The organism is Paenibacillus sp. PCH8 (assembly GCF_002968835.1).
Taxonomy (GTDB): Bacteria; Bacillota; Bacilli; order Paenibacillales; family Paenibacillaceae; genus Paenibacillus.
This window is the reverse complement of the sequence record NZ_PKQK01000004.1, coordinates 318,556-340,554: the sequence shown is the minus strand read 5'-3', so window position 1 is coordinate 340,554 and position 21,999 is coordinate 318,556. Positions and strand designations below refer to the sequence as shown.

Annotated in this window: 20 protein-coding genes and 1 pseudogene; 6 read left to right on the top strand and 15 right to left on the bottom strand. The window is 44.9% G+C overall.

Translation table 11 applies throughout. The features are described 5' to 3' along the window. Positions 1 to 382 precede the first annotated feature (382 nt). Positions 383 to 535, bottom strand: a complete 153-nt coding sequence (locus tag C0Q44_RS23065) for a hypothetical protein (protein WP_308737459.1) — start codon at positions 533 to 535, stop codon at positions 383 to 385. 353 nt (positions 536 to 888) lie between these two features. Between C0Q44_RS23065 and C0Q44_RS23060 the strand changes: the two genes are divergently transcribed. Then, positions 889 to 1,818, top strand: coding sequence for a carbohydrate deacetylase (locus tag C0Q44_RS23060; protein WP_181151143.1), 930 nt, complete (start codon positions 889 to 891; stop codon positions 1,816 to 1,818). Between the two features lie 170 nt (positions 1,819 to 1,988). Here C0Q44_RS23060 and C0Q44_RS23055 read toward each other — a convergent pair whose 3' ends face one another. Beyond that, a complete protein-coding gene (locus C0Q44_RS23055) occupies positions 1,989 to 3,446 on the bottom strand; it encodes an alpha-L-fucosidase (RefSeq protein ID WP_105409555.1) in 1,458 nt (485 codons plus the stop codon). 122 nt (positions 3,447 to 3,568) lie between these two features. On the opposite strand from C0Q44_RS23055, the gene C0Q44_RS23050 reads away from it, so the two are divergent. Beyond that, entirely contained in the window at positions 3,569 to 4,417 is an 849-nt protein-coding gene (locus C0Q44_RS23050; protein ID WP_105409554.1) for an AraC family transcriptional regulator, read from the top strand. A gap of 25 nt (positions 4,418 to 4,442) precedes the next feature. Here the strand turns inward: C0Q44_RS23050 and C0Q44_RS23045 are convergent, their stop codons facing one another. From C0Q44_RS23045 to C0Q44_RS23010, 8 genes and pseudogenes are all read right to left on the bottom strand, one after another. Continuing rightward, on the bottom strand, positions 4,443 to 5,795 hold the full coding sequence (locus C0Q44_RS23045) for a glycoside hydrolase family 30 protein (RefSeq protein ID WP_105409553.1): 1,353 nt from the start codon (positions 5,793 to 5,795) through the stop codon (positions 4,443 to 4,445). A 20-nt stretch (positions 5,796 to 5,815) separates the two neighbouring features. Further along, positions 5,816 to 7,375 (bottom strand): type 2 periplasmic-binding domain-containing protein, encoded by a 1,560-nt coding sequence (locus tag C0Q44_RS23040; protein ID WP_258166512.1) that lies wholly within the window; start codon positions 7,373 to 7,375, stop codon positions 5,816 to 5,818. Positions 7,376 to 7,495: 120 nt separating this feature from the next. Then, positions 7,496 to 8,383, bottom strand: a complete 888-nt coding sequence (locus C0Q44_RS23035; protein ID WP_105409552.1) for a carbohydrate ABC transporter permease — start codon at positions 8,381 to 8,383, stop codon at positions 7,496 to 7,498. A gap of 15 nt (positions 8,384 to 8,398) precedes the next feature. Continuing rightward, positions 8,399 to 9,387 (bottom strand): annotated as a pseudogene (locus tag C0Q44_RS23030) (ABC transporter permease). 116 nt (positions 9,388 to 9,503) lie between these two features. Beyond that, entirely contained in the window at positions 9,504 to 10,526 is a 1,023-nt protein-coding gene (locus tag C0Q44_RS23025; RefSeq protein ID WP_105409551.1) for a LacI family DNA-binding transcriptional regulator, read from the bottom strand. Between the two features lie 162 nt (positions 10,527 to 10,688). Then, positions 10,689 to 11,090: a thioredoxin family protein gene (locus C0Q44_RS23020; protein WP_258166525.1), complete on the bottom strand. Its 402-nt coding sequence runs from the start codon at positions 11,088 to 11,090 to the stop codon at positions 10,689 to 10,691. 43 nt (positions 11,091 to 11,133) lie between these two features. Then, positions 11,134 to 11,427 (bottom strand): DUF3817 domain-containing protein, encoded by a 294-nt coding sequence (locus C0Q44_RS23015; RefSeq protein WP_105409550.1) that lies wholly within the window; start codon positions 11,425 to 11,427, stop codon positions 11,134 to 11,136. Between the two features lie 213 nt (positions 11,428 to 11,640). Next, positions 11,641 to 12,609, bottom strand: a complete 969-nt coding sequence (locus C0Q44_RS23010; RefSeq protein ID WP_105409549.1) for a LacI family DNA-binding transcriptional regulator — start codon at positions 12,607 to 12,609, stop codon at positions 11,641 to 11,643. Between the two features lie 161 nt (positions 12,610 to 12,770). On the opposite strand from C0Q44_RS23010, the gene C0Q44_RS23005 reads away from it, so the two are divergent. Beyond that, positions 12,771 to 14,201: a glycoside hydrolase family 1 protein gene (locus C0Q44_RS23005; protein WP_105409548.1), complete on the top strand. Its 1,431-nt coding sequence runs from the start codon at positions 12,771 to 12,773 to the stop codon at positions 14,199 to 14,201. A 140-nt stretch (positions 14,202 to 14,341) separates the two neighbouring features. Here the strand turns inward: C0Q44_RS23005 and C0Q44_RS31585 are convergent, their stop codons facing one another. The 3 genes from C0Q44_RS31585 to C0Q44_RS22995 form a co-directional block, all read right to left on the bottom strand. Further along, the gene (locus C0Q44_RS31585) at positions 14,342 to 14,752 is read right to left on the bottom strand and encodes an MFS transporter (protein ID WP_308737458.1); all 411 of its coding nucleotides are present in this window, start codon (positions 14,750 to 14,752) and stop codon (positions 14,342 to 14,344) included. Further along, a complete protein-coding gene (locus tag C0Q44_RS23000) occupies positions 14,704 to 15,519 on the bottom strand; it encodes an MFS transporter (protein ID WP_308737457.1) in 816 nt (271 codons plus the stop codon). The genes C0Q44_RS31585 and C0Q44_RS23000 overlap by 49 nt, the downstream gene beginning before the upstream one ends. Before the next feature lie 139 nt (positions 15,520 to 15,658). Further along, positions 15,659 to 16,411, bottom strand: coding sequence for a TrmB family transcriptional regulator (locus tag C0Q44_RS22995; RefSeq protein ID WP_105409745.1), 753 nt, complete (start codon positions 16,409 to 16,411; stop codon positions 15,659 to 15,661). Between the two features lie 201 nt (positions 16,412 to 16,612). Between C0Q44_RS22995 and C0Q44_RS22990 the strand changes: the two genes are divergently transcribed. Further along, a complete protein-coding gene (locus C0Q44_RS22990; RefSeq protein WP_105409547.1) occupies positions 16,613 to 16,873 on the top strand; it encodes a hypothetical protein in 261 nt (86 codons plus the stop codon). Between the two features lie 191 nt (positions 16,874 to 17,064). Beyond that, positions 17,065 to 19,482, top strand: coding sequence for an arabinan endo-1,5-alpha-L-arabinosidase AbnB (gene abnB, locus C0Q44_RS22985; protein WP_105409546.1), 2,418 nt, complete (start codon positions 17,065 to 17,067; stop codon positions 19,480 to 19,482). A 143-nt stretch (positions 19,483 to 19,625) separates the two neighbouring features. Here abnB and C0Q44_RS22980 read toward each other — a convergent pair whose 3' ends face one another. Beyond that, positions 19,626 to 20,180 carry a helix-turn-helix domain-containing protein gene (locus C0Q44_RS22980; protein ID WP_105409545.1) on the bottom strand — a complete coding sequence of 185 codons (555 nt, stop codon included), beginning with the start codon at positions 20,178 to 20,180 and terminating at the stop codon, positions 19,626 to 19,628. A gap of 131 nt (positions 20,181 to 20,311) precedes the next feature. Here C0Q44_RS22980 and C0Q44_RS22975 point away from each other — a divergent pair, with 131 nt between their 5' ends. Further along, a complete protein-coding gene (locus C0Q44_RS22975; RefSeq protein WP_105409544.1) occupies positions 20,312 to 20,893 on the top strand; it encodes a LysE family transporter in 582 nt (193 codons plus the stop codon). A 61-nt stretch (positions 20,894 to 20,954) separates the two neighbouring features. Here the strand turns inward: C0Q44_RS22975 and C0Q44_RS22970 are convergent, their stop codons facing one another. Continuing rightward, complete coding sequence (locus C0Q44_RS22970) at positions 20,955 to 21,923, bottom strand: MBL fold metallo-hydrolase (protein ID WP_105409543.1); 969 nt, start codon at positions 21,921 to 21,923, stop codon at positions 20,955 to 20,957. Positions 21,924 to 21,999 lie beyond the last annotated feature (76 nt).

Here is a 21,999-nt window from a genome sequence, read left to right as displayed (position 1 = left end):
GGTAATCAGGAGCGTTAGCAGAACGCTTGCTAAGGAGTAGTGCATATGAAATCCGATCGTGGTTCGGGTGATTGAAAAACGTTTTAAATTACATATACTAGTCTATTAGGAATTTAATTGTATTTTATTGGTATAGTATAAAATCATTATTCGATATATACAAGCACTTTATTGAAAAATATAGAAAATAAGTCTATTAAATGCTTTTATATGTCTGATGTCGCTTACGTATTTTATTACTTCTTTCGCATTCATGCACGATCTTGATAAATAATAGATTCAAACAGTTCTTTACGACTAAGACCTGATACCCAAATTTATCATGCAAGAAAAAGAACGACATGAGAATTCTCATGCCGTTCGTATGAGGAATTATATCCGATCAGGTGATATTCACGCCTCCACTTGCATAACCGACAACCGTATTCACAAGTACGAGTCCGGCTGCCGTTGCGGAAAATACCAGCAGCAGACGTGTCTGTGCAGTTACAGGAATAGCCAATCCAGTGGTTATTCCGTTGGAAATCGTACCCAAACCTATGAGGCTTTTGGTTCCTTTTTCAAATCCGAATGATGGACCAAGGCCAGCAATTTACGCAGTATCTCAATCAGGAGTGAAACATTGAGCGGAGTGGGATTGGCAAATATTTTCGAGAACGTGTTCGCAGTAAGAGCTGAATATTTCTATCTGCGAGCGGACATGCATCCACTTATCTTGCGGTGTTCAGGCTACCTTTGACGGACTCGAAACGGCTAAGAATATTGATTCAATAGGAGTAAGATTTTTAGCAGACCTGTGCGAATGAACGATCCATACCTTGGTTCCTTTAATATATTGGGGAGATGATATTCGATTTGTTCTCAATCCAAGAAAGGGGAGTTACGGATATGAGCAGGCAAGTAATTATTAATGCGGACGACTTCGGACTCTCGCCTGCTATTAACGTAGGGATTATGAAAGCCTATCAAGCAGGGGGTATTACGAGCACATCGATGATGGTCAACATGCCGGGCTTCGATCATGCAGTGTGTTCTGCCCGTGCATCACCGGACCTCGGAATCGGTCTACATTTCAATCTCACTTACGGGTACCCTGTTTCCAATCCGGGTAGCGTACCTTCTCTAGTGAGACCGGATGGTTCTTTTCATAAAGGAAATAGTGCATTGGTAAGAGATCCCGTTGATATTACCAAAGAACTCGATGCACAATGGAATCGGTTTATAGAAACGACCCGTTATCCTGCACATTTGGATTCCCATCACTTGTTACATCAGAACGATCCCATGATATATGAAATTATGGCGGAAAAAGCAATTCGGGAAAACGTTCCTCTTCGTAGATCTCAGATCGTTCATCCCATCCCCATTGGGCCTATACCCCGGATGACCGAGACGATTCTGTTGGATACTTATGGAGACAATGAGGGTTTACAGCGACTGCTTCATCATTTGGTTTCTCTGCCTGAGGGAATCACCGAGATTGTATGTCACCCTGGCTATGTAGACGACGTTCTGCGTCAAATTTCAGAATGGACGGACATTCGGGAACGTGAACTTTCCGTGTTCATTAATGCGGAAATCCCCCGAACAATGAAAGCATTGAATATCTTGCCGATAAGCTACACAGCTTTGAAGGAACTACAGGATGAACCATGTGAACCGCCGGCACTCCAACCACTTACACAACCTATCGATAAAAAAATGCCCCGTCATGTCCCGCATCGTACAGTCAAACGCAGACGGAAGATACATCGATTATCCCAAAAGCGAGGCACCAAATCTCGCCCGTCCACAACTCGAACCCGGAAGCGAGTGTAATTCATTACAGGATATCGATTATTGTGATAAAGTGAATCAACCCTCAAAGAGCGCATTCCGGTGAGTAACCATACCCCGGAATGCGCTCTTTTCATTTCAATAGCAGTGAGAAGTAACCTCTTTCATCTCCTCGGGTCTCCCCTTCTTATGAAAGGAACTCCGTCCACCTCCTAATCCAACTCAATTTTGAAAACAACTGGCGCATTACTCTTCACAGTTGTCGTTGTGATCGTCAGAGCGTCTGCTGTTCTCTCCCATTGCGATTGTTCCTCGTAGCCAAGTACCTGAATGTCCTGAATGATGCCTTGAAAATGATGAGAACCTTCCTTCAGGGATTGAATACGAACAATGCCATCCTCTGGATAGACAAGAACCGTGGCATACAGGCTGCTTTCTTTGACCGTAAACCGGATATCTTCACTCGTGAAGACCTTCGTATCCCCGTCCGTGAATTGCCCTTCCTTCACCTCGGTCGGCCCTTCACCAAATGTGCGCCAGAAGGACGTGTCATAGATCGCTTCTCCATTCACTTCCAACCACTTGCCGATATCCAGCAGAATGTCGCGATCTTCATCCGGTATGCTACCGTCTGCTTTGGGTCCAATGTTCAGCAGCAGGCTTCCGTTTTTACTTACAATATCAACGAGATCCCGGATGATCTCCTCTGCCGTTTTATAGTCGTTATTCTCCGTGTAACACCATGAATTTTTAGCAACAGCCGTATCCGTTTGCCAAAAGTAAGGCTTGAGATCAGCGAATTGTCCCCGCTCCACATCTGGAACGGCACTGCCAAACATATAAGCCTCATGTTTATAATTAATGGCTACCGGTATGCCCCACTCTTCGCCTTTGTTGTAATAATAGGCAGCGAATTTTTTGAGATAGGGTTTGAACGCAACCGTCTGAATCCACCAATCGAAGTAGAAGACACTTGGCTGATATTGATCCACCAGTTCGCAGCAGCGAATTAACCAGTCTTCCAGATACTCCTCGGTTGGAGGCGAGCCATACAGATCCTGATGATCCGGTTCCGGCATGGCAGGCCAGTAGAAATCCCCACGCTTCAGCGGTTCCTTGATATCTGAATCGAATTGCTTCCCGTGAGACATGAAGAACCAATGCTCGGCACGGTGGGACGATACACATAAGGTTAACCCCTGCTTCTCGTACGCAGCCTTCATCTCCCCAAGAAGATCCCGTTTGGGGCCCATTTCATATGTGTTATAGTGAGAGATAGAGCTCTTGTACATCTGAAAACCATCATGATGCTCAGCCACAGGCATAACATATCTGGCCCCGGCTTGTTTGAATAGCGTCGCCCATTCGTCTGCATCGAATTTCTCTGCCCGAAACATCGGAATGAAGTCTTTATAGCCAAACTCCTTATGAGGTCCATACACCGCAAGGTGATGTTCATAGGCTTTGGAGCCTTGAATGTACATATTTCGTGAATACCATTCACTATCGTAGGCCGGGACCGAATATATTCCCCAGTGGATGAAAATGCCGAATTTTGCCTTCTGGTACCATTCTGGAACTTGAAATGCGCTAAGCGAACTCCAGTTGTCCTTAAATTTCCCCTTGGCAATTGTTGCTTCAATCTGTTGTAAATATTCGTTTTTGTCCATGAACTGTTCTCATTCCTTCCGTTATCGTCTGCACTTGTATTGTAGAGCTACGCCGTAAGGATAAACATGCAGAACACTAACTTTAAGATGGACAATACTAACCTTGTGTGGAGTTGAAGAACATGAATCACCAAACGTTTAACCACAAAACATTGCTTACGAGCTACCTATCCAATCTGCAAGTTGAACTTTTCATGGTCAATCATAATCGGTGTGCAACAGATTGGCGGGATCTGGATTACACGCCCGACTACAGCAAGTTTTATTTCATATGCGAAGGTGAAGGTTGGATCAAAGTCGGGAATGAGGAGCATTACCCTGCTCCAAATCAGCTGATTTTAATGCCGGAAGGGATACAACAGTCCTACTCCGTAATGAATGATCGTCCTTTTCTCAAATACTGGTGTCACTTCAGCGCAAAGGTTGGGGGAATCAATCTCTTCCAAATCCTGAAGTTCCCCCATATCTGTACCATGGATCGTCCTGAGTTCATTCAGGAAATCTTCAGCGACATCCTTACCTATGCGAAATCCGATGAAGTCTATGCTCATATGATGGCTAAGAGCAAACTGACGGAGTTACTTTCCCACTACATCATGAGCCTTGATCTGGATCAGATCTCATTTATCAATGTGCCTGTCATGGAGAAACTGTCTGCCATACTGGCTTACATTGATGCCAACATCGAAGACAATATTTCAGTCCAGGACTTGGCCCAGATCGCCTACATGCATCCGAATTATTTCATTCGATTCTTCAAACAGCAGATCGGCATGCCTCCGATCCTCTACATAGCTGGTAAAAAAATCAATAAGGCCAAGGAACTTCTGACCTGCACCCCGAGCACAATTACGGCAATCGCCGAACATCTCGGATTCAGTGACCTGTATTATTTCTCCAGACAATTCAAAAAGCATACAGGACTTACTCCCACGGAGTACCGCAAACAACAAACGGTACGAACAACGTAAGGCGCAAGTCCTGATGCTCTGCTTTTTACTGATCGTGTTGAATCAACATGGATAGGGCACTTTGGCTCTCCAATTGGAACTGCAGCATTTCTTCTTCTCGAAGCTTAACCTGCACATTCCCCTTCACTTCTTTATCATTGAAGAGAACTAACGCCACTGAACCATCTGTATTTCTGAAAGCCACGGAATATATGGATGAATCGCTGGATGTTGACTCAATCCGAACAGCCTTCGGACGGATTATAGCACTGAAATGAGCCAGAGCATAATAATCAAGTGTATACGTGAGTTCCTTCGTTTGCTGATTCACCTGCACGATCCCACGGCATGTACTGCGACCAAACCCAGGAACGGTCGGCCCATTGTTCTCATTTAGTGCCATATTCCATAGTACCAATGACTTGCTGTAATTACGAAGGATCTGAATTCCCGTCCGCATCACATTCGAGAAGGCTTGCTCGAATGGCGGAATCCACTCCCCGCCTGAGCCTTCAGTGAAGTGTACTTCTTTACCCGCAAAAGCTTCATACACCTTCGTTTGGGCAGAGGCATCACCTCCATACCAATGCCAGGCCACTCCGTCAACGTCCTTTCCCGCCTGTTCGAGCACAGTCAGTGGATAGTCCGGTTGATCCCAGTTGTGATCGTAACAGAGAATCTTGGTTGAAATTCCGTTTCTGACAAAGGCTGGTTTCAGATGATTTTGGATAAAGTCTGCTTGCGATTCCGCTGGCATCAACATACCCGGATAATGCTCCGGTTCATAGAGCGCTTCATTCTGTGGCGTAATCGCATGGATTGGTAATCCATGTGCTGCATAGGCTTGGATATATTTCACGAAATATTCGGCATAAGCGGCGTACCATTCATGCTTCAATTGTCCAGTAATCATGGACCCACTCGTTTTCATCCACCCCGGTGCACTCCATGGTGAAGCAAACAGCTTCAATTCGGGATTCAATGCCAAAGCCTGTTGCGTTAAAGGAATAACATCCTCTTCATCATGTGAAATGCTGAATTGGGTTAATTCCGCGTCTGTTTGCTGTTCAGGCATGTCGTTATAACTATACACCGTTCTGGCATAGTCCGAAGCCCCCATCGGATTACGAATGACCGACAACCCAATCCCCTTCTCTGGATGAAACAGTCGGGACATCACTTTATCCCGCTGCTCCTCAGTCAATATTTGGTTCATCAGGTAGACGGATGAATCGGTAAAAGAAGCACCAAATCCATCGATCTCCTGATACGTAAGCTGGTCATTCAGTAGGATTGTTGTCGTTCCTTTATCGGAGTCGAGCGGTTTCAATTGCTCCTGAGACACAGGCACGAACAATTCATCTTCTCCCGTGGACTTATAGATTCTATATGTGGACATATGATTCCCTCCAGATTTCTTTATTGAATAGCCAGTTTCTCTTTGTTCTGCTTCATCTTTTCACTGCGAACCTTCACGATCTCTTCCCACCGGTTTTCGCCTAAAAAAGACTTGTAAGCAGCCAGTGCATTGTCCAAAGATGCGTCATCTTTGGATCGTATCATACTGACCAGCGTTGTATTCCATTTGGCGTTGATCGCCGATAACGCACGGGCTTCGGGTGTACCTTGGTCGGGACTAATATTCTCCAGAATGAAATGTGGTTTCAGCTTGCCCTTGCCCCACTCCTGCATCTGTTTAATGGCTTCCGGGAAAGCATCTGCACTGAGCGCCTTGTGACGGTCATGACCAAAGAACATGAATTCACCCATCCGATAGTCTTTTTTGAATTTATCCGCATTATTCAATTGCAGATCTTTCACAGCTGGCAGTAATTCAACGGTACCATCTGATTTAGTTTGGTAGGTCTCACCTTCAATGCCATAGTTCATGAGTGTCTGGCCTTCTTCACTCAGCAAGTAGGTAAAAATCTGAATGGCCTTGGCCGGATCTTCACAGTCCTTGGATATATAATTAATCATCCAACCCGTAATACCGGATTGATTCAGCGTGGGTGCATTGCCCTTGATGCTCTGCGGTCCATCAATGGCGACATAATCCTTGCCTGGATTGGCGCTCATGTAAATCTGCAGGTTGCCTCCCTGCTGAGGTGTACCGTCAAGCAGCATGGTCGCATATTTGCCGGATTTCACCTTTTCCTCAAAGGCCGTTCCATCATCAGCAAAACTGTCATCACTGATATTTCCGTCTCGGTATACCGTGTTAAGTGTCTTCAACCAAGTGAGGTAATCTTCATCCTGATTGCGATCATAGAACTCTCCCGATTCGGTCTCCAGCGGAACGCCAATGAAATCCTGTAGCGTATCCCCGAGTGAACCCGTTCCTTCCCCGACTGCATTGAAGCCAAATGGAATCAGTGTCGGGAACTTTTGCTTGATTTCTTGCATGACACTCGCGAATTGTTCAGGTGTTCCAATGACAGGGCTACCCAAAGCTTCGTATACATCCTTACGAATGACAAATGCCGTTTTGGCTGGAATGTTGCCACTATCATAATCCGCTTGTGTGTTGGAATAGTTCGGATATCCATAGGTTTTACCATCTGCCAGTTGGAACCAGTTGAGCGTATCAGCGGCCGCAACGGTATTGAAGTAAGGATCATATTTCTCGGCCAGATCATTCAGCGGCATAGCCCAGGTTGCTGCTTTTTGCACAACAGGAGAATTCGAGTCAAATACCGTCAGCATGTCAGGCATATCTCCACCGGCAAAAAAGGTGTTTAACTTGGTATCATCACCTGTGATGAATTTGATATTGATATTCAGATCCTCTTTGATTTTCTTGGTGACAATATCCTTGCCAAAATCGGTGTTCCACCAGTCTGCATTGACGTACCACGTCAGGTCAGTAGCCTCTTCCTTTGTATCCAGTTGCCAAGCTGGCTTAGTCGGGTCAACCGTATAGCGATCTTCAATGGATACCCAGTTTCCTTCACTGGAGCCCCAGATCCACCGCTGCAACCTGTAATCATAAGTACGGCCGTGAGCAGTGTTGCCAACATTTTAATCCCTTTTTTGCCTGATGCCTTGTTCAACTTCAACATGTTTTTGTTCCTCCTCATAATGGGGTGTTTGTTTCTTCTATTCCTTGACCGCTCCCAGCATCATTCCCGAGATAAAGTATCTCTGAACGATGGGATAGATCAGTACGATAGGTAGTGTTGTGATGACAATGGTGGCTAACTGCACTCCTTTCGTCGTTGTTTCGATAACAGCCGAACCTCCGACATTTTGCATGGATTGTGTCTGGGACTGCACGATAATCTCATATAGCATCATCTGAAGTGGATAGAGCGACTGATCGGTAATGTACAACTTGGTCGTCATGAAGTCGTTCCATTGACCGACCCCGTTAAACAGCGCAATAGTAGCCATCGCAGGCATGGAGAGCGGGATGAATATTCTCAGGAAAATATGCCAATCCCCTGCGCCATCCATTTTGGCTGACTCTTCCAGGGAATCCGGGACATTTCGGAAGAAATTCATTAGAATCACGACATCATAGAAGCTGAATAACGCCGGAATAATGTACACCCAGAAGCTGTTAAGCAGTCCAAGTGATTTGATTAACAGGTATGTTGGGATCATGCCGCCGGAGAAGAACATCGTAATAACACCCATGGCAACATATAATTTACGACCCCTTATGTACTTTTTGCTCAGACCGTAACCAACCATGGCACAGAAGAATACGTGTGTAACAACGCCAATCGTTGTTTTGGAAACCGAGATGAAAAATGCCTGCCAGATGCCCTGATCGTTGAATACAGCTCTGTAGTTCTCCAGCGAGAACTCGGGTGACCAGAAGATGAATCCACCTTCCGCCAGCGCCTTGCCCGAACTAAATGAAGAGATGATGACATTCCATAGAGGAACCAGAATAACAACCGTACAGATAATGAGCAAAATCATATTTAAGGTATCAAAGATTCGACTATCGAGATCTTCTTTAGCCACCTTTCCATTCACGCGGGGTGCCTCCTTCTACAACACAGATTGATTATCATTTAATTTGCTTGTGATTTTGTTCGCCGTGACGAGCAGAATGACAGAGATGATCGAGACTCCCAAACCTACCGCCGTTGCGTATGAAAAATCACCCTGAGACATCCCCATACGATAGACGTACGAATTGATGACTTCCGCTTTGTCGCGGTTCTGCGAGTTCATCAGCACCAGTGTCTGATCCAGATTGGACCCCAATAAACCGCTTACAGTTAGAATCAGATTTAGGCTGATGATTGATTTCATGTTGGGCAGTGTAATATTCCAGATCTGTCTGAGTCGGCTTGCACCATCGATTTTGGCCGCTTCATAATACGTTGGATCAATCTTCGCCATGATCGCCAGATACAGAATGGTTCCCCAACCTGCCTCTTTCCAGATATCCGATAAAGTGGCGATCCACCAGTACTTGCCTGCATCCAGCAGAATGTTCTGTGGTTGCGAGATCACACCCAGGCTAAGAAGCAACTGATTAAATAGCCCGGTTGTTGCGAACCAAGTGATCAGCATGCCCCGAGTACAATCCAGGACAAAAAGTGAGGTAAGTATGAAACCGTTTGCACAAACTTTTTGAAGCGTCCGCTGTTTAACTCGTATATCATGATTGCGAGAATGATGGGAATGACGAAACCGATGCCCAGCTTCAAAAAACTGATCCCCAGCGTGTTAACCACAGCATCCCAGAAGTATTTGTCGGACCAAATGATTCTGAAATTATCTAGCCCAACCCAAGGAGCGGTAGCCAATGTGTCGATAACCGTGTAGTTCTTGAAAGCAATCGTCAAACCGTAGATCGGAACATAACAGAAAATAATCATGAAAATGATGCCAGGGATAATCATGGATTGAATCTCCCACTGTCTTCGATAATCCACTACGAATTCTTTGACCCGTTGTTCAATGGGCTTTTTCCCATTGGGATGTATCGTGTTTTTACCTGTTGATGTTTCGACGGCTAATTTATCCACGTACTTGTACTCCCCTCCGCATTGTATTTCTCGTCATAAAAACGTTTTTATTTCTTGGCATAAAAACTCCCTTCATTCACATTGAAGTAAAAAAAGACCGGATACGATACCTCAGCTTATGTACGATAATCATTCCGGTCGATCTTCACATGACTTGAACCTCTAACCACAAGCTCACCTGCTAATTTTTGAGCAACGCCTTGCTCTTTTTCCTTGATCATGCCCACCAGTTGTTTGATTGCCAGAATGCCCTGCCTTGCAATTTGGTTTCTTACCGTCGTAAGCGGCGGGGAAAAATACGGAGCGATATCAATATCGTCAAAACCTACAACACTTACATCCTGCGGCACTTCAAAGCCCTCAGACTTCAATGCATGAATACAGCCAATTGCACTCAGATCGTTCCCTGCAAGAAAAGCATCAGGTCGCTTGCCTGGATACAGATGAAGAAAGGATTTGATAGCACTATATGTGCTCTCTTCCTCGAAATACCCTTGTATAATGTAATCTTCGTCTACCGGAAGCTGGTATTCACGCAAGGCAGCCAGATATCCATCCCTACGTTGCACACTGTCAAACATCGTATCCACACCCGAAATATAAGCTATTTTCTTATGTCCAAGCCCAATGAGATACTTGGTTGCTTCGTAAGCCGCCACATACGAATCAAAAATAACGCTTCCCATCATATCGCTCTGAAAGATCCGATCCAGAAAAACAGCCTTGATCTTATCTTTCTCCATCGCAATAATATCCTGCTCATCGATGCGAAGCTCTTCGTAAATAATGACGCCATCCACCCGGCGACCCAGAATGTTACTCATAATCACCTGTTTATCCTTGGTTACAAATACATTCAGCCCATAACCAAGCCGGTCACATTCACGAGACATCGACTCCACCAACTTATAGAAATATGGACCCGATACACTTGTGGTGAAGAATCCCAACATTTTGGTTTGACCGGACTTTAACAGCTTGCCATTCAGGTTGGGCACATAGTTTAACCGCTCTGCCACCTTCAGAACATGCGATTTCGTCTCCGGATTTAAGACATCCACGCCGTTCAAGGCGTTCGAGACCGTGGATATGGATACGCCGGCTTCCCTCGCTACATCTTTAATCGTTATCTTTGCCATAGTTTTGGTCCTTTGCTATAAAAACGTTTTTATATTATTTAAATTATCATAAAACCGTTTTCATGGCAACCTTTAATTTAGCGGACCGGACATTCCCTCCTGAATTCCCAACTCAACATATCAAAAAGCAGCTCATGGTTGAGCTGCCCATAGTCCAGCATCCTATTCCTTATTCTCAACATACATCGTACAAATCTGTTGCAATTGCTCATCCAATCGATCCATGCGAACGAAACGATCCGCTCGAATGTACTCCTTCTGCTCCACCAACATGATCATGGTCGGAGCTGTAAACACATGAAACCTGGATGCAACTTCTTGCACTTCATTAGCATTAATGTGACCGAATCGAACCCTTGGATATGCTTGAAGCAACGCTTGGATCTTGGGGAGTAAAGCGTGACATACACTGCATTCTGGTCGAGAAATATACAGAAAAACCAACTCATGTTGTTGAATCAACTTTTCAATCATTTCCATGGATGTTAACCGATACATATCTTGATCTTGCATGTAGTTCAGCCCTTTCAACCGTGTCAGCAGCAGACAATCCATTTGGATCACGTCCAAACGGTTCGTCTGCTTTGATTTTTCTTATTATTAAATTTTATTTCCAGTCTCTCTTCCGAAGATAAGATTCGAATAGGAAAGTTCCAAAAGGCAGAAAACCTGCAATCCCACCCATCAGCCAGCGCGTTATCTTCCACTTTTTGACCACAGCCAAGTGCACTAGCGCAATAAGGTACAAAGGAAACAAAACACCATGAATCATGCCCATTACGGCTACAGCGGAAGAGATATCTGCAAAATATTTCAGAGGCATTGCAATAAAAATCAACAGAAGTAAGGATACACCCTCCCATATGCCCGCTATTCTGAAACGTCCTGTCACTGTCTTCATAAAGTCGATTCTCACCTTTCTCGCAGATTGTTTGTGAAATATGTAACTTGTAACATGATATGAATACCTCAGGTCTCATCTCGTATGGATTTGACTTTGTAGAGATCCTATTCAGTATACCGCATGACTCCGATTCAGAAATGCTTCAAATTTGAATAATTATTGAATCCGTAATACCTGATCCCACGCATCGCACCAGGTGTTCGTTCTATATTAAGTCGTTGCCCGTTCAATCAGTTGATATGTCAGTTGTTTCGTCTGCAACTCCTGTTGACCAAGCACTGCCCACAACTGGTGAAAAGCCTGAGTCGATTGTTCTGCAATCGGATTGTGTATAGTCGTGATCCCGAGAATACGGGAAAGCTCAATGTCATCGAATCCAACAATGGCGAGTTGTTCGGGAACCAATATATTGCGTTTACGTGCTTCACTCAGGATACCGATGGCTGCATAGTCATTCGAACATAATACGGCCTGGGGAAGCTCCGGACCCTCCGCTATTCTTCGCATCGCTTCTTCTCCATCGGATGAGCTAAATACGGAATATTGATACGCTTCAGCCCATACAGGCCAACCTCTGCTCTTCATAAAAGATTCGTAAGCCTGACGGCGGCTCTGCGTATTTAAACTTTCAACTCTGCCAAATACGTTCGCTATTCTGGTGTATCCTCGCGATTCCAGATGTTCCAGAGCTAATCTGTATCCTTCCGCCTGATCCATGGCTACCGAGGGAATCTCGTCATTGCCCATTCGCTGCCAGGATACAATCGGACCATATTCCATATACATTTTCAATTTGCGAGGATCGTTAACACAAGTAACTATTAGGAGTCCATCCACCCGCTTGCTACGCAGATCTTCAAATCCTTGTAACTCAATTTCCTTATTTCCACGGGAAGTATAGACGATCGTCTGAAACCCGAAATCCATCGCTGTTTCCATAAACTGATTCATGAAGGTGAGACTGAGATCGTCAATGGTTGACGTTATGATGCCAATTTGTTTGGTCTTGCCTGTAGATAATGATACTGCATTCCGGTTCGGAATATAATTCAACTCTTTCATAATATTCGTTATGATATGTCTTGCTTCGTCACTAACATGTGGAGAATGATTGATTACTCGCGACACTGTCGCTCTTGAGTAACCAGATCGTTTCATAATTTCATCGAACTTGGACATCGGAGACTCCCTTCTTGTTACCCTGCTTCGAATAATAGTATGCCTTAAAAATAGGTCAAAAGTAAAACTTGACGTGTAACCCGTTACAACGTTTAAGCTTCTCTTATGCCAAGCATAATGAATGAAAATACAACAATATATGACGAATGGAGCGTTTACACATGAGCAAAGCTCTGAATCAATTTCAATTCCCGGAAAACTTCCTGTGGGGTGGCGCAATTGCAGCCAATCAGGCTGAAGGTGCATACAATCAAGGCGGCAAAGGTCTTTCTACTCAGGATGTAGCTCCCCAAGGCATCAAGGGTCCCATCACGGAAGAGCCGACTGAAGATAATATGAAACTGATTGGTATCGATCTGTACAACCGTTACAAGGAAGATGTGAAACTGTTTGCCGAGATGGGCTTCAAAGTTTTCCGTACGTCCATTGCATGGTCCCGAATCTTCCCGAAAGGTGACGAGCTCGAACCGAATGAAGAAGGCTTGCAATTCTACGACAACCTCTTTGACGAATGCCATAAATATGGAATTGAGCCATTGGTTACGTTGTCCCATTACGAGACCCCTCTTCATCTGTCCAAAGAATACGACGGCTGGGTGAACCGCAAGATGATTGGATTCTATGAGCGCTACGCAACTACTGTCTTTAACCGGTATAAGAACAAGGTGAAATACTGGCTGACTTTCAATGAAATCAATTCCATTCTTGAAGAACCATTCATGAGCGGAGGTATATACACACCCAAAGAGAAACTGAGCAAGCAGGATCTGTATCAAGCCATTCACCATGAATTTGTAGCCAGTGCTTCTGCCGTTAAACTCTGTCATGAGATTATTCCCGATGCTCAGATTGGTTGTATGATGCTCAGCATGCCAACGTATCCGCTGACGCCGCATCCAGACGACATGATCCAGGTAATGGAATTCGAACATAGCAATTATTTCTTCGGTGATGTGCATGTTAGAGGCCGCTACCCAGGATACATGAAACGCTACTTCCGTGAGAACGGAATTCAGATTCATATGGAAGATGGCGACGAAGAAATGCTGCTTCATACGGTAGACTTTATCTCCTTCAGCTACTATATGAGCCTATGTCAGACTGCTGATCCAGCTAAACAGATTGCCGGTGAAGGAAACTTGCTTGGTGGTTACCCTAATCCATATCTGGATGCAAGTGAGTGGGGTTGGCAGATTGATCCGCAAGGATTGCGTTATGTACTCAATATGTTCTATGACCGTTACCAGAAGCCGCTGTTCATTGTGGAAAATGGCCTTGGAGCAGTGGATGAGTTGATCACCGGTGCGGATGGCGAGAAAACGGTTGAGGATGACTACCGGATCAAGTATTTGAACGATCACTTGGTTCAGGTTGGTGAAGCCATTGAAGATGGCGTTGAAGTTATGGGTTACACTTCTTGGGGATGTATTGATGTGGTCAGTGCGTCCACTGCTCAATTGAAGAAACGTTATGGCTACATCTATGTAGACCGTCATGACGACGGTTCAGGTACGTTGGAACGTTACCGCAAGAAGTCTTTCCATTGGTACAAAGAAGTGATTAGTAGCAATGGGAAAAGCCTGAAACGCTAATGACTAACGTATCAAGTGAATAGTTTTACTTGAACGTCATATCTAATTCATCTATTTCTTCCTCCGGCAGAACAGGACCAGGCATCGTTAACACGATGGTTGAGCCGTTTATCCAGAGGAAGTCTTTTTTCATTTTAATGCTAAACCTCGATCTCTCTTGCAACCGCCTGAACGGTTTTCTCCTTGACATTAATGGCATATATTGCAGTTACCAGTCCAAGTAGAATCAGAATAGAACCTACCCATCCGGTATTTATGATGGATGATTGGTCAATGACCATTCCGCCAATATACGTACCCAGCGCAATACCCGCGTGTGCCATACCCGAGTTGGTACTAATTAGCGTCTCGGCTGTTTCTGGCGAAGTTTTGATAATGAGACTGTTTTGCACAGGTGTGACCGTCCAGCTCAGTGCACTCCAGATGCTTAACAACAGTAAGAAGGCGATCAAAGGTAATCCTACGCTGAACGGAATGACCGCCATGGTCACTATAAAGGGAATCAGCACAATGATGATCGCTTTAGCAGGGTGCAAACGATCGGATAACATGCCTCCGATTCCTCCCCTGCGACAGCAGCAATACCGAACATCATATAGATAAAGGTAACCATCGTTGCGCTGGCTCCCAGCGTTTCTTGGAGAAATGGTGTGAAATACGCATATAACGTCAAGTGACCCGCCAGAACAAGTAACGTCGTAGCATGGATCGCCAGCATTTTCGGATTCCACAGAGCCGTAAGTTGTTTCTTCAGAGATACAGCAGGTATAGGCTGGACACGATCCATGGCTATGCCAATAGCTACCATGACCAATGCAGTCAGAACGGCGATCAACATAAACACCTCACGCCAGCCTGCCAGGTTGCCTACATAGATACCAATAGGCACCCCCAGAATCAGTGATGCGCTGCCCCCCATCGTAATGATTCCCACTGCACGTCCTTTATACTGGGGCTCCACAATACGAGCTGCAAGGGTCAGAGAAAGCACAAAAATTAACGAACCCGTAGCTGCTCCCAGCGCTCTTCCTGCCAATAACATATAGAAGTTTGCGCTGAATGCAGAGATCAGATTACTGATCAGAAATACAAATAACGTATACATATATACTTTTTTACGCTCAAATCTGGCCGTCATATTCAGTAAAATCGGCGCAGATAACGCATAGACAAGTGAGAAAATAGAAATTAAATACCCGGCTTTCGCCAAGGAAAGGTGAAGATCTGTAGCAATGAGGTCCAGAATCCCGCCCAAAATCAGTTCAACGGTTCCCACCACGAATGCTGCAATTGCCAAAACATACACTTTCTTGTTCATTTTTAAAATCCTCCTCAAAAGTTACAACTACGATAGTAACCCATGAAGAAGAAAAATTCAATGCTCATTTTCATAATTATTTTCAAACATAGACCAGACATCAAGAAAATAAAAAAACGATTCTGCAAGAGAATCGTTTCTAATAGATTAATCGGGCAAGCAGACGTTCGATTTCCGCATCCTGTAACAATTGGTCCCCATATTTCTTCGTAATTTGTGTTAGAGCCACGTCATGATAGAAATAATCGGTCATGGCTTTCACAATCGGTTTGGACATGGTTTTGATCGCTCTCCAGGAAGCATGCTCCACACCAGCAAACAGCAGGTAGGTGTGATCCACAATAAGCAGCTGTGATGGTTCAAGTTCCTCAAGCAAAGGAAATAACGAATACTTGTGGGTTAAGGATGTCTCCAGCCCTCCTACAGCAAGCACCTCAACGTACACGCCCTGCTTTTCCTTCTGCTCCAGCAGTTCACGATATCTCTCCATTCTCTCATTCCAGGCTAGAAAAAGAATGGATGAATCCGCTTCTTCAATCAGCTGTTCAATGGTTGATGCGATGGACGACTCATCTTTTAAGGTCCAGATATGCTCATCTGTGAATGAACGTTTGATTTTATAACTCTTCAATTCCTCAATATCCTTCTCAAAATCAGCCTTGATCTTATGAATAATGGACTGAAGATCCACTGCCATATATAATTTTTTCTTTCCATCCATGGTGGTCAGTACCGTTCCCTTGTCGATCAGCCGATTGAGCACTTCATAGATCTTGGCTTTGGGTACATTGGAGTGATTCACAATCGATGTCGCATCAAGCGGTTCATCCTGGGCGAATATGGCCTCGTATACCTGACTTTCATATTGTGTGAACCCAAATTTCTGCAACATGTCTGGATCGGCCATCCCTTCTTATTGTGTCTGTTCTATACAGTGTAGACGGCTACACATCCCATGTCCAGTATGTCCCGGCTGACCTTCGTAGATGCCGTTACATCCGTCTGTTTATTGAACAGCATGTCTTTGGTCTAGCACCTTTTCATCTACGTTTCATTTACTATTAAGAACCTTAATAGAAATGAGATGATCAGGATGACTCGTGTAAATGCTGTTTCACAACCGGATCTTGTATTAATCTATTGGTCAAGAAATCCACTCGTCCCCGGTTCTGCGCGCAGAATCCAAAGTGTACGTGTAATTGGTAATACGTTTCCTTGTACGTTCACACTGGTTCCAGGCGCTCGATTAATCAATGCACTGAACTGCTTGCTGGACAATGATATCGGCTTCAAAGTGGTGTACCGTCATAAAACATCGGACATCAGTGGAGTTCTATTATTAAAACGCAAATAATCAGACGACTAGAAAGTGGCGCGCTCCGTTACGGAAGTGCGCTATTTTCTCATTCTACCTGCTTAGGGGAAGAGCTGCTCCAACTAAACTATGATTCCGTTCCCAACATCATTATGGTTTACAAATATATAAATTGATTGATATTATAATAAATGAAATCGCTTGATTTTTAATCAGGAAAGGGGAAACGTATGAAACCTTATTGGATAAACGTACTTAACCGTTCTTTACTAAGCACCGCATTACTTACAGCAACAACTTTGGCACCCGTCACCATTTTTGCAGAGAGTTCGGGGGCTACAGCAAAACACGCACCAACCATCTCCTCCTCCAGTATACTTGCTGCTCCAGCATTTAAAAATGTTTCCGTTCATGACCCTTCCGTCATTAAGGTGGAAGATACGTTTTATATTTTTGGCTCTCATCTGCAAGTCGCGAAGTCCAAAGACTTTCTGAACTGGGATTTAGTCGCCTCGGGTGTCACAGATAACAACCCCGTTGTTCCCAATGTAACCAAGGAGTTCGCCGAAGCCCTGCAATGGGCGCAGACAGATACGCTGTGGGCGGCAGATGTCATTCAGCTGGCAGACGGCAAATTTTATATGTACTACAATGCATGCAAAGGAGACTCTCCCCGATCGGCGCTTGGAGTTGCTGTTGCAGACAACATTGAAGGGCCTTACAAAGATCAGGGTATTCTGCTGAAATCCGGCATGTGGGATCAGATCAGTGAGGATGGAACCATCTACGATGCCACGAAACATCCGAATGTCGTTGACCCTGATGTCTTTTATGATAAACACGGCAAGCTGTGGATGGTGTATGGTTCTTATTCCGGAGGGATTTTCATTCTGGAGATGAATGAGACGACAGGCAAACCGCTTCCGAATCAGGGATATGGCAAAAAGCTGACCGGAGGCAATCACAGTCGTATTGAAGCTCCTTACATGCTGTACAGCCCCGAAACTGACTATTATTATCTGTATCTGTCTTACGGCGGACTGGATGCTAATGGGGGTTATAACATTCGCGTAGCTCGCTCCAAAGCGCCGGATGGCCCTTTCCTCGATGCCGAAGGAAACGACATGATCAACGTAAAAGCCGATAAGAACAAACCGCTGTTTGATGATCGTTCTATCGAGCCTTATGGTGTCAAATTAATGGGGAACTTCCTGTTCCAGAGGCAGATCGGTGATCCGGGCACAGGCCCGGGAACTGGCTATGTATCGCCAGGACATAACTCCGCTTATTACGATGCTGAGACCGGCAAATCATTTCTGATCTTCCATTCCCGCTTTCCGGGACGCGGTGAAGAACACGAAGTTCGCGTACATGAGATACATATGAATGTGGATGGTTGGCCTGTTGTTTCTCCGTATCGATATGCAGCCTTACCAGAGTTTCATACTCCACTGACAACTCAGGATATCGCAGGTCAGTATCAATGGCTGAATCACGGTAAGGAAATCACGGCGGAGATCAAGCCATCCGAGACCGTTCAATTCACAGCTGATGGCCAGATACGTGGTGCCGTGACAGGAAGATGGAGTCTCGAAGCAGGCAACCAGGTTCAGATCACATCGGATCAAGTTGTGTATAAAGGCGTCTTCACCCATGAATGGGAGCCAGATTCCCATAGTACAGTCCTCGCCTTTAGCGCCCTCTCCTCCTCTGGCCTAGCCATCTGGGGAAGTCAACGTGTTGAACGGAGTGATCAGGACATTGTGGATGCAGTGAAAAAAGAGCTAAGCGTCGGCAATGCGGGCGATGTGTACTTCAACCTCTCTCTGCCTACGAAGGCAACAAGTGATGCAGAGATTACGTGGACATCCTCCAACACTTCGGCTCTATCCGCTACAGGCATAGTACAACGTCCACGAACCGGTAAAGGCGATGCCAAAGTCTCTTTAAAGGCAACGATTCGCAAAGGAACCGTGGTAAGCTCCAAAACGTTCAACGTTATCATTCCACAGCAAGCGGTAAGTCCTTTGCTAGGCGAGTACACGTTCGAACACAAGAAACTTGCGAAGGTTGCACAGGATTATAGTCAAAATGGATATCATGGTCAAGCCTATAACGTGGTCAGCTCTGGCACAGGTGGTAAGAATCAAGCTGCCACATTTAATGGGACAGACAGTTACATTCAGTTGCCTGGACTGATTACAGATACAACGGATTTCACGTTTAGCGCTTGGATTAATTGGGGAAGCGGCGGTTCCTGGCAGCGCATCTTCGACTTTGGAAATGGCCTGACCCGTCATATGTTCCTCACGCCATCGCAACATAACGGAGCGCTGCAATTCATCATTCATGATCAAGGTCGGGATCAGAGCTTGATTGCAACGAAACCACTGCCTTCCAATCAATGGGTCCATGTGGCGGTTACACTCCAAAAAGATACAGGCACCCTGTATGTGAATGGACAATCCGTAGCAAGCAGCAGCGAGATCACGTTTAATCCTAAGGATCTGCATGTGACGGAAGCTTTTGTGGGCAAGAGTCGTTATGCAGCTGACCCTTTCTATAAAGGTTCCATGGATAACATAAGAGTGTATGATACAGCATTAACAGCCAAAGAAATTCAGCGTCAGGCCAAAGAAAAACCTTGATTCGGAATTTGTAACAAGCTGTGAATTCATAGCGTACACACGAATAAAGCAGCCGATATTCTGAACTGCATCCCATTTGTTAGACACGATTAACCATGGGGATGCAGTTCATTCATTTGCAATCCCATCCTGATCGTTGCATATCACTTCGAATAATGAATGACCATACTTAGTTTGTTGGTCCCGGCACCTGGGTTGCTATAGGCATGAGGTTTATCAGCTTTGAACCGGATCGACTCCCCTTGTTTGAGCATGTAGTCTTCTGCTCCAACCCGAATCATAACGTTCCCTTCATACACGGTAATAAATTCTTCGGCACCTTGAATGTGCGGTTCTGCGCTCATAGATGACTCTTTATCCATCTCCATCATGTACATTTCAAAACGACGTGCCTCTTCAAAAGGAAAATGCGGATAAATCCGAATGCGCCCCTCATCCTCCAACAATATTTGAGTGTCAGCGGTCGTTATAACGGTCGTGTCCGACTCCGGCTCATGAATCAATGTGGTAAAAGAAACCTTCAGACCATTGGCAATTTTCCATACGGTTGCAATCGATGGATTAGACTCACCGCGTTCAATCTGACCAAGCATGGTCTTGCTAATGCCAGACATGTCAGCAACCTTATCCAGACTAAGCTTTCGTTGTTCCCTGATCTGCTTCAAGTTCTGGGCAAGGGTAACATTGATGTTTTGCAAAATCCATCCCCCTCATTATGATAATTGTATTGTGCTTTATAGCGTACATAATGTACAATAATAAAGAACGTGCGTTATAACGTTCATATTGAACTATTATAACATACAAATCACGAAAATGTGGAGGATACATGAACATCATACCTTTAGTGACATACGCAATAATAGCTTCATTTACACCCGGGCCTAACAACATCCTCTCCATGACACATGCCAGAAATATGGGATTCAGAAAGACCCTGCCCTTTATTGGTGGTGTAGCAGCCGGCTGCCTGCTTATTATGTTTCTGTGCAGTTATTTCAACCTTATTCTTCATCAGTACATCCCAAGAATCACTCCCATCCTGAACCTGCTGGGATGTGTGTATATGCTCTATCTGGCCATTAAGATGATGCGAAGTACACCTAAAGATGCAGAGGAGAATAACAAGAATCAGTATTCATTTCTGTTCGGTTTCACCCTGCAATTCATTAATCCCAAAGTCATTCTGTATGGTCTTACTGCCATCTCGGTGTTTGTACTACCTCTCGGGCAGTCCCATGTTCAACTGATCGTATTCTCCTTCCTGCTAACCTTGATTGGCATTAGTGCCAACATGACCTGGGCATTCGGTGGTCTGTTATTCCAGAACTTCTTATTGAAATACGAACGTCCTGTTAATATGGTCATGGGGATTTTGTTAATCTACAGTGCCCTATCGATCCTCATGTAAAAAGTAAAAGAAAAAGCGTTCGCTCATTGGATGAGCTGAACGCTTTTTATGTTGATCCTTGTTACGGTCTCCACCAAGGATCTGTGGGATAATCCTCCGAATTCAGCACAACCTTCTCGCCAATTTTGGGAGTTGCAATATTAACCTTCAACAACTGTGCCGCCTGGGTAATCCGCTCAACCGGTTCGTTCCAGGCATGATAAGCAAGAGTAAATGCTGCCCAATGAACGGGAATCAGTAATTTTCCGCCTACATCCAAATGTGCTTGTACCGTTTCTTCCGGCATCATATGAATGTTGGGCCAACGCTCATCATATTGCCCACATTCCATTAAAGTCAGGTCAAATGGCCCGTACTTATTGCCAATTTCCTTGAAATGTGGCCCGTACCCGCTGTCACCGCTGAAGAAAACCTTCGTTTCCTGTCCCGCAATAACCCATGAACACCATAAGCTAGAATTGCGGTCAAACAAGCCCCTGCCCGAGAAATGTCGAGCTGGCGTGCAAGCCAATGTTAGACCCTTAAAGGATAACTCATCCCACCAGTTATGCTCGGTAATCTGTTCTGAAGGCACGCCCAGTTGAATTAAACGCCGTCGTATGCCAAGCGGTACGATAAATCGCTTTGTTTTATCCTTTAATCTGCGAATGGAATCATAATCCAGATGATCATAATGGTCATGCGAAATAATAATCGCATCAAGAGCTGGAAAATCCTCCGGTTGAATTGGCAGCTTGGTGCTGTAACGTTTGGTACCTACCCAAGACACCGGGGATGGACGATTCCCCAACATCGGATCAAAGAGCAACCGGTGACCCTCGATCTCAAGCAAAAAGGCCGAATGGCCAAACCATGTAACCTGTGGTTTATCGGATGCATGGAATGATTCAACAGGTTCAACGATCTCCATGGGCATCGTGCGCGATGGCCTGCGCTCCACTTTGCCGTTCATGGAATCTTTCAACATGCTGATCAGAGACTTGAAGCTCATGCCGACGGATGTCGGGATCTGATTCTCGTATTTTGTCATTGTATATACCTTCTGTTCGTATAATAAATTTAATCTTAATTCATTGTTCGTTACTATTCAATTCGCGGAAGAGCAC

Excerpts from the sequence above, each read along its gene's own strand:
- C0Q44_RS23060 (WP_181151143.1), top strand. The coding sequence starts at position 889 with ATGAGCAGGCAAGTAATTATTAATGCGGACGACTTCGGACTCTCGCCT.
- C0Q44_RS23055 (WP_105409555.1), bottom strand. The coding sequence starts at position 3,446 with ATGGACAAAAACGAATATTTACAACAGATTGAAGCAACAATTGCCAAG.
- C0Q44_RS23050 (WP_105409554.1), top strand. The coding sequence starts at position 3,569 with ATGAATCACCAAACGTTTAACCACAAAACATTGCTTACGAGCTACCTA.
- C0Q44_RS23045 (WP_105409553.1), bottom strand. The coding sequence starts at position 5,795 with ATGTCCACATATAGAATCTATAAGTCCACGGGAGAAGATGAATTGTTC.
- C0Q44_RS23025 (WP_105409551.1), bottom strand. The coding sequence starts at position 10,526 with ATGGCAAAGATAACGATTAAAGATGTAGCGAGGGAAGCCGGCGTATCC.
- C0Q44_RS23015 (WP_105409550.1), bottom strand. The coding sequence starts at position 11,427 with ATGAAGACAGTGACAGGACGTTTCAGAATAGCGGGCATATGGGAGGGT.
- C0Q44_RS23010 (WP_105409549.1), bottom strand. The coding sequence starts at position 12,609 with ATGTCCAAGTTCGATGAAATTATGAAACGATCTGGTTACTCAAGAGCG.
- C0Q44_RS23005 (WP_105409548.1), top strand. The coding sequence starts at position 12,771 with ATGAGCAAAGCTCTGAATCAATTTCAATTCCCGGAAAACTTCCTGTGG.
- C0Q44_RS31585 (WP_308737458.1), bottom strand. The coding sequence starts at position 14,752 with ATGTTATCCGATCGTTTGCACCCTGCTAAAGCGATCATCATTGTGCTG.
- C0Q44_RS23000 (WP_308737457.1), bottom strand. The coding sequence starts at position 15,519 with ATGAACAAGAAAGTGTATGTTTTGGCAATTGCAGCATTCGTGGTGGGA.
- C0Q44_RS22995 (WP_105409745.1), bottom strand. The coding sequence starts at position 16,411 with ATGTTGCAGAAATTTGGGTTCACACAATATGAAAGTCAGGTATACGAG.
- C0Q44_RS22990 (WP_105409547.1), top strand. The coding sequence starts at position 16,613 with ATGACTCGTGTAAATGCTGTTTCACAACCGGATCTTGTATTAATCTAT.
- abnB (WP_105409546.1), top strand. The coding sequence starts at position 17,065 with ATGAAACCTTATTGGATAAACGTACTTAACCGTTCTTTACTAAGCACC.
- C0Q44_RS22975 (WP_105409544.1), top strand. The coding sequence starts at position 20,312 with ATGAACATCATACCTTTAGTGACATACGCAATAATAGCTTCATTTACA.
- C0Q44_RS22970 (WP_105409543.1), bottom strand. The coding sequence starts at position 21,923 with ATGACAAAATACGAGAATCAGATCCCGACATCCGTCGGCATGAGCTTC.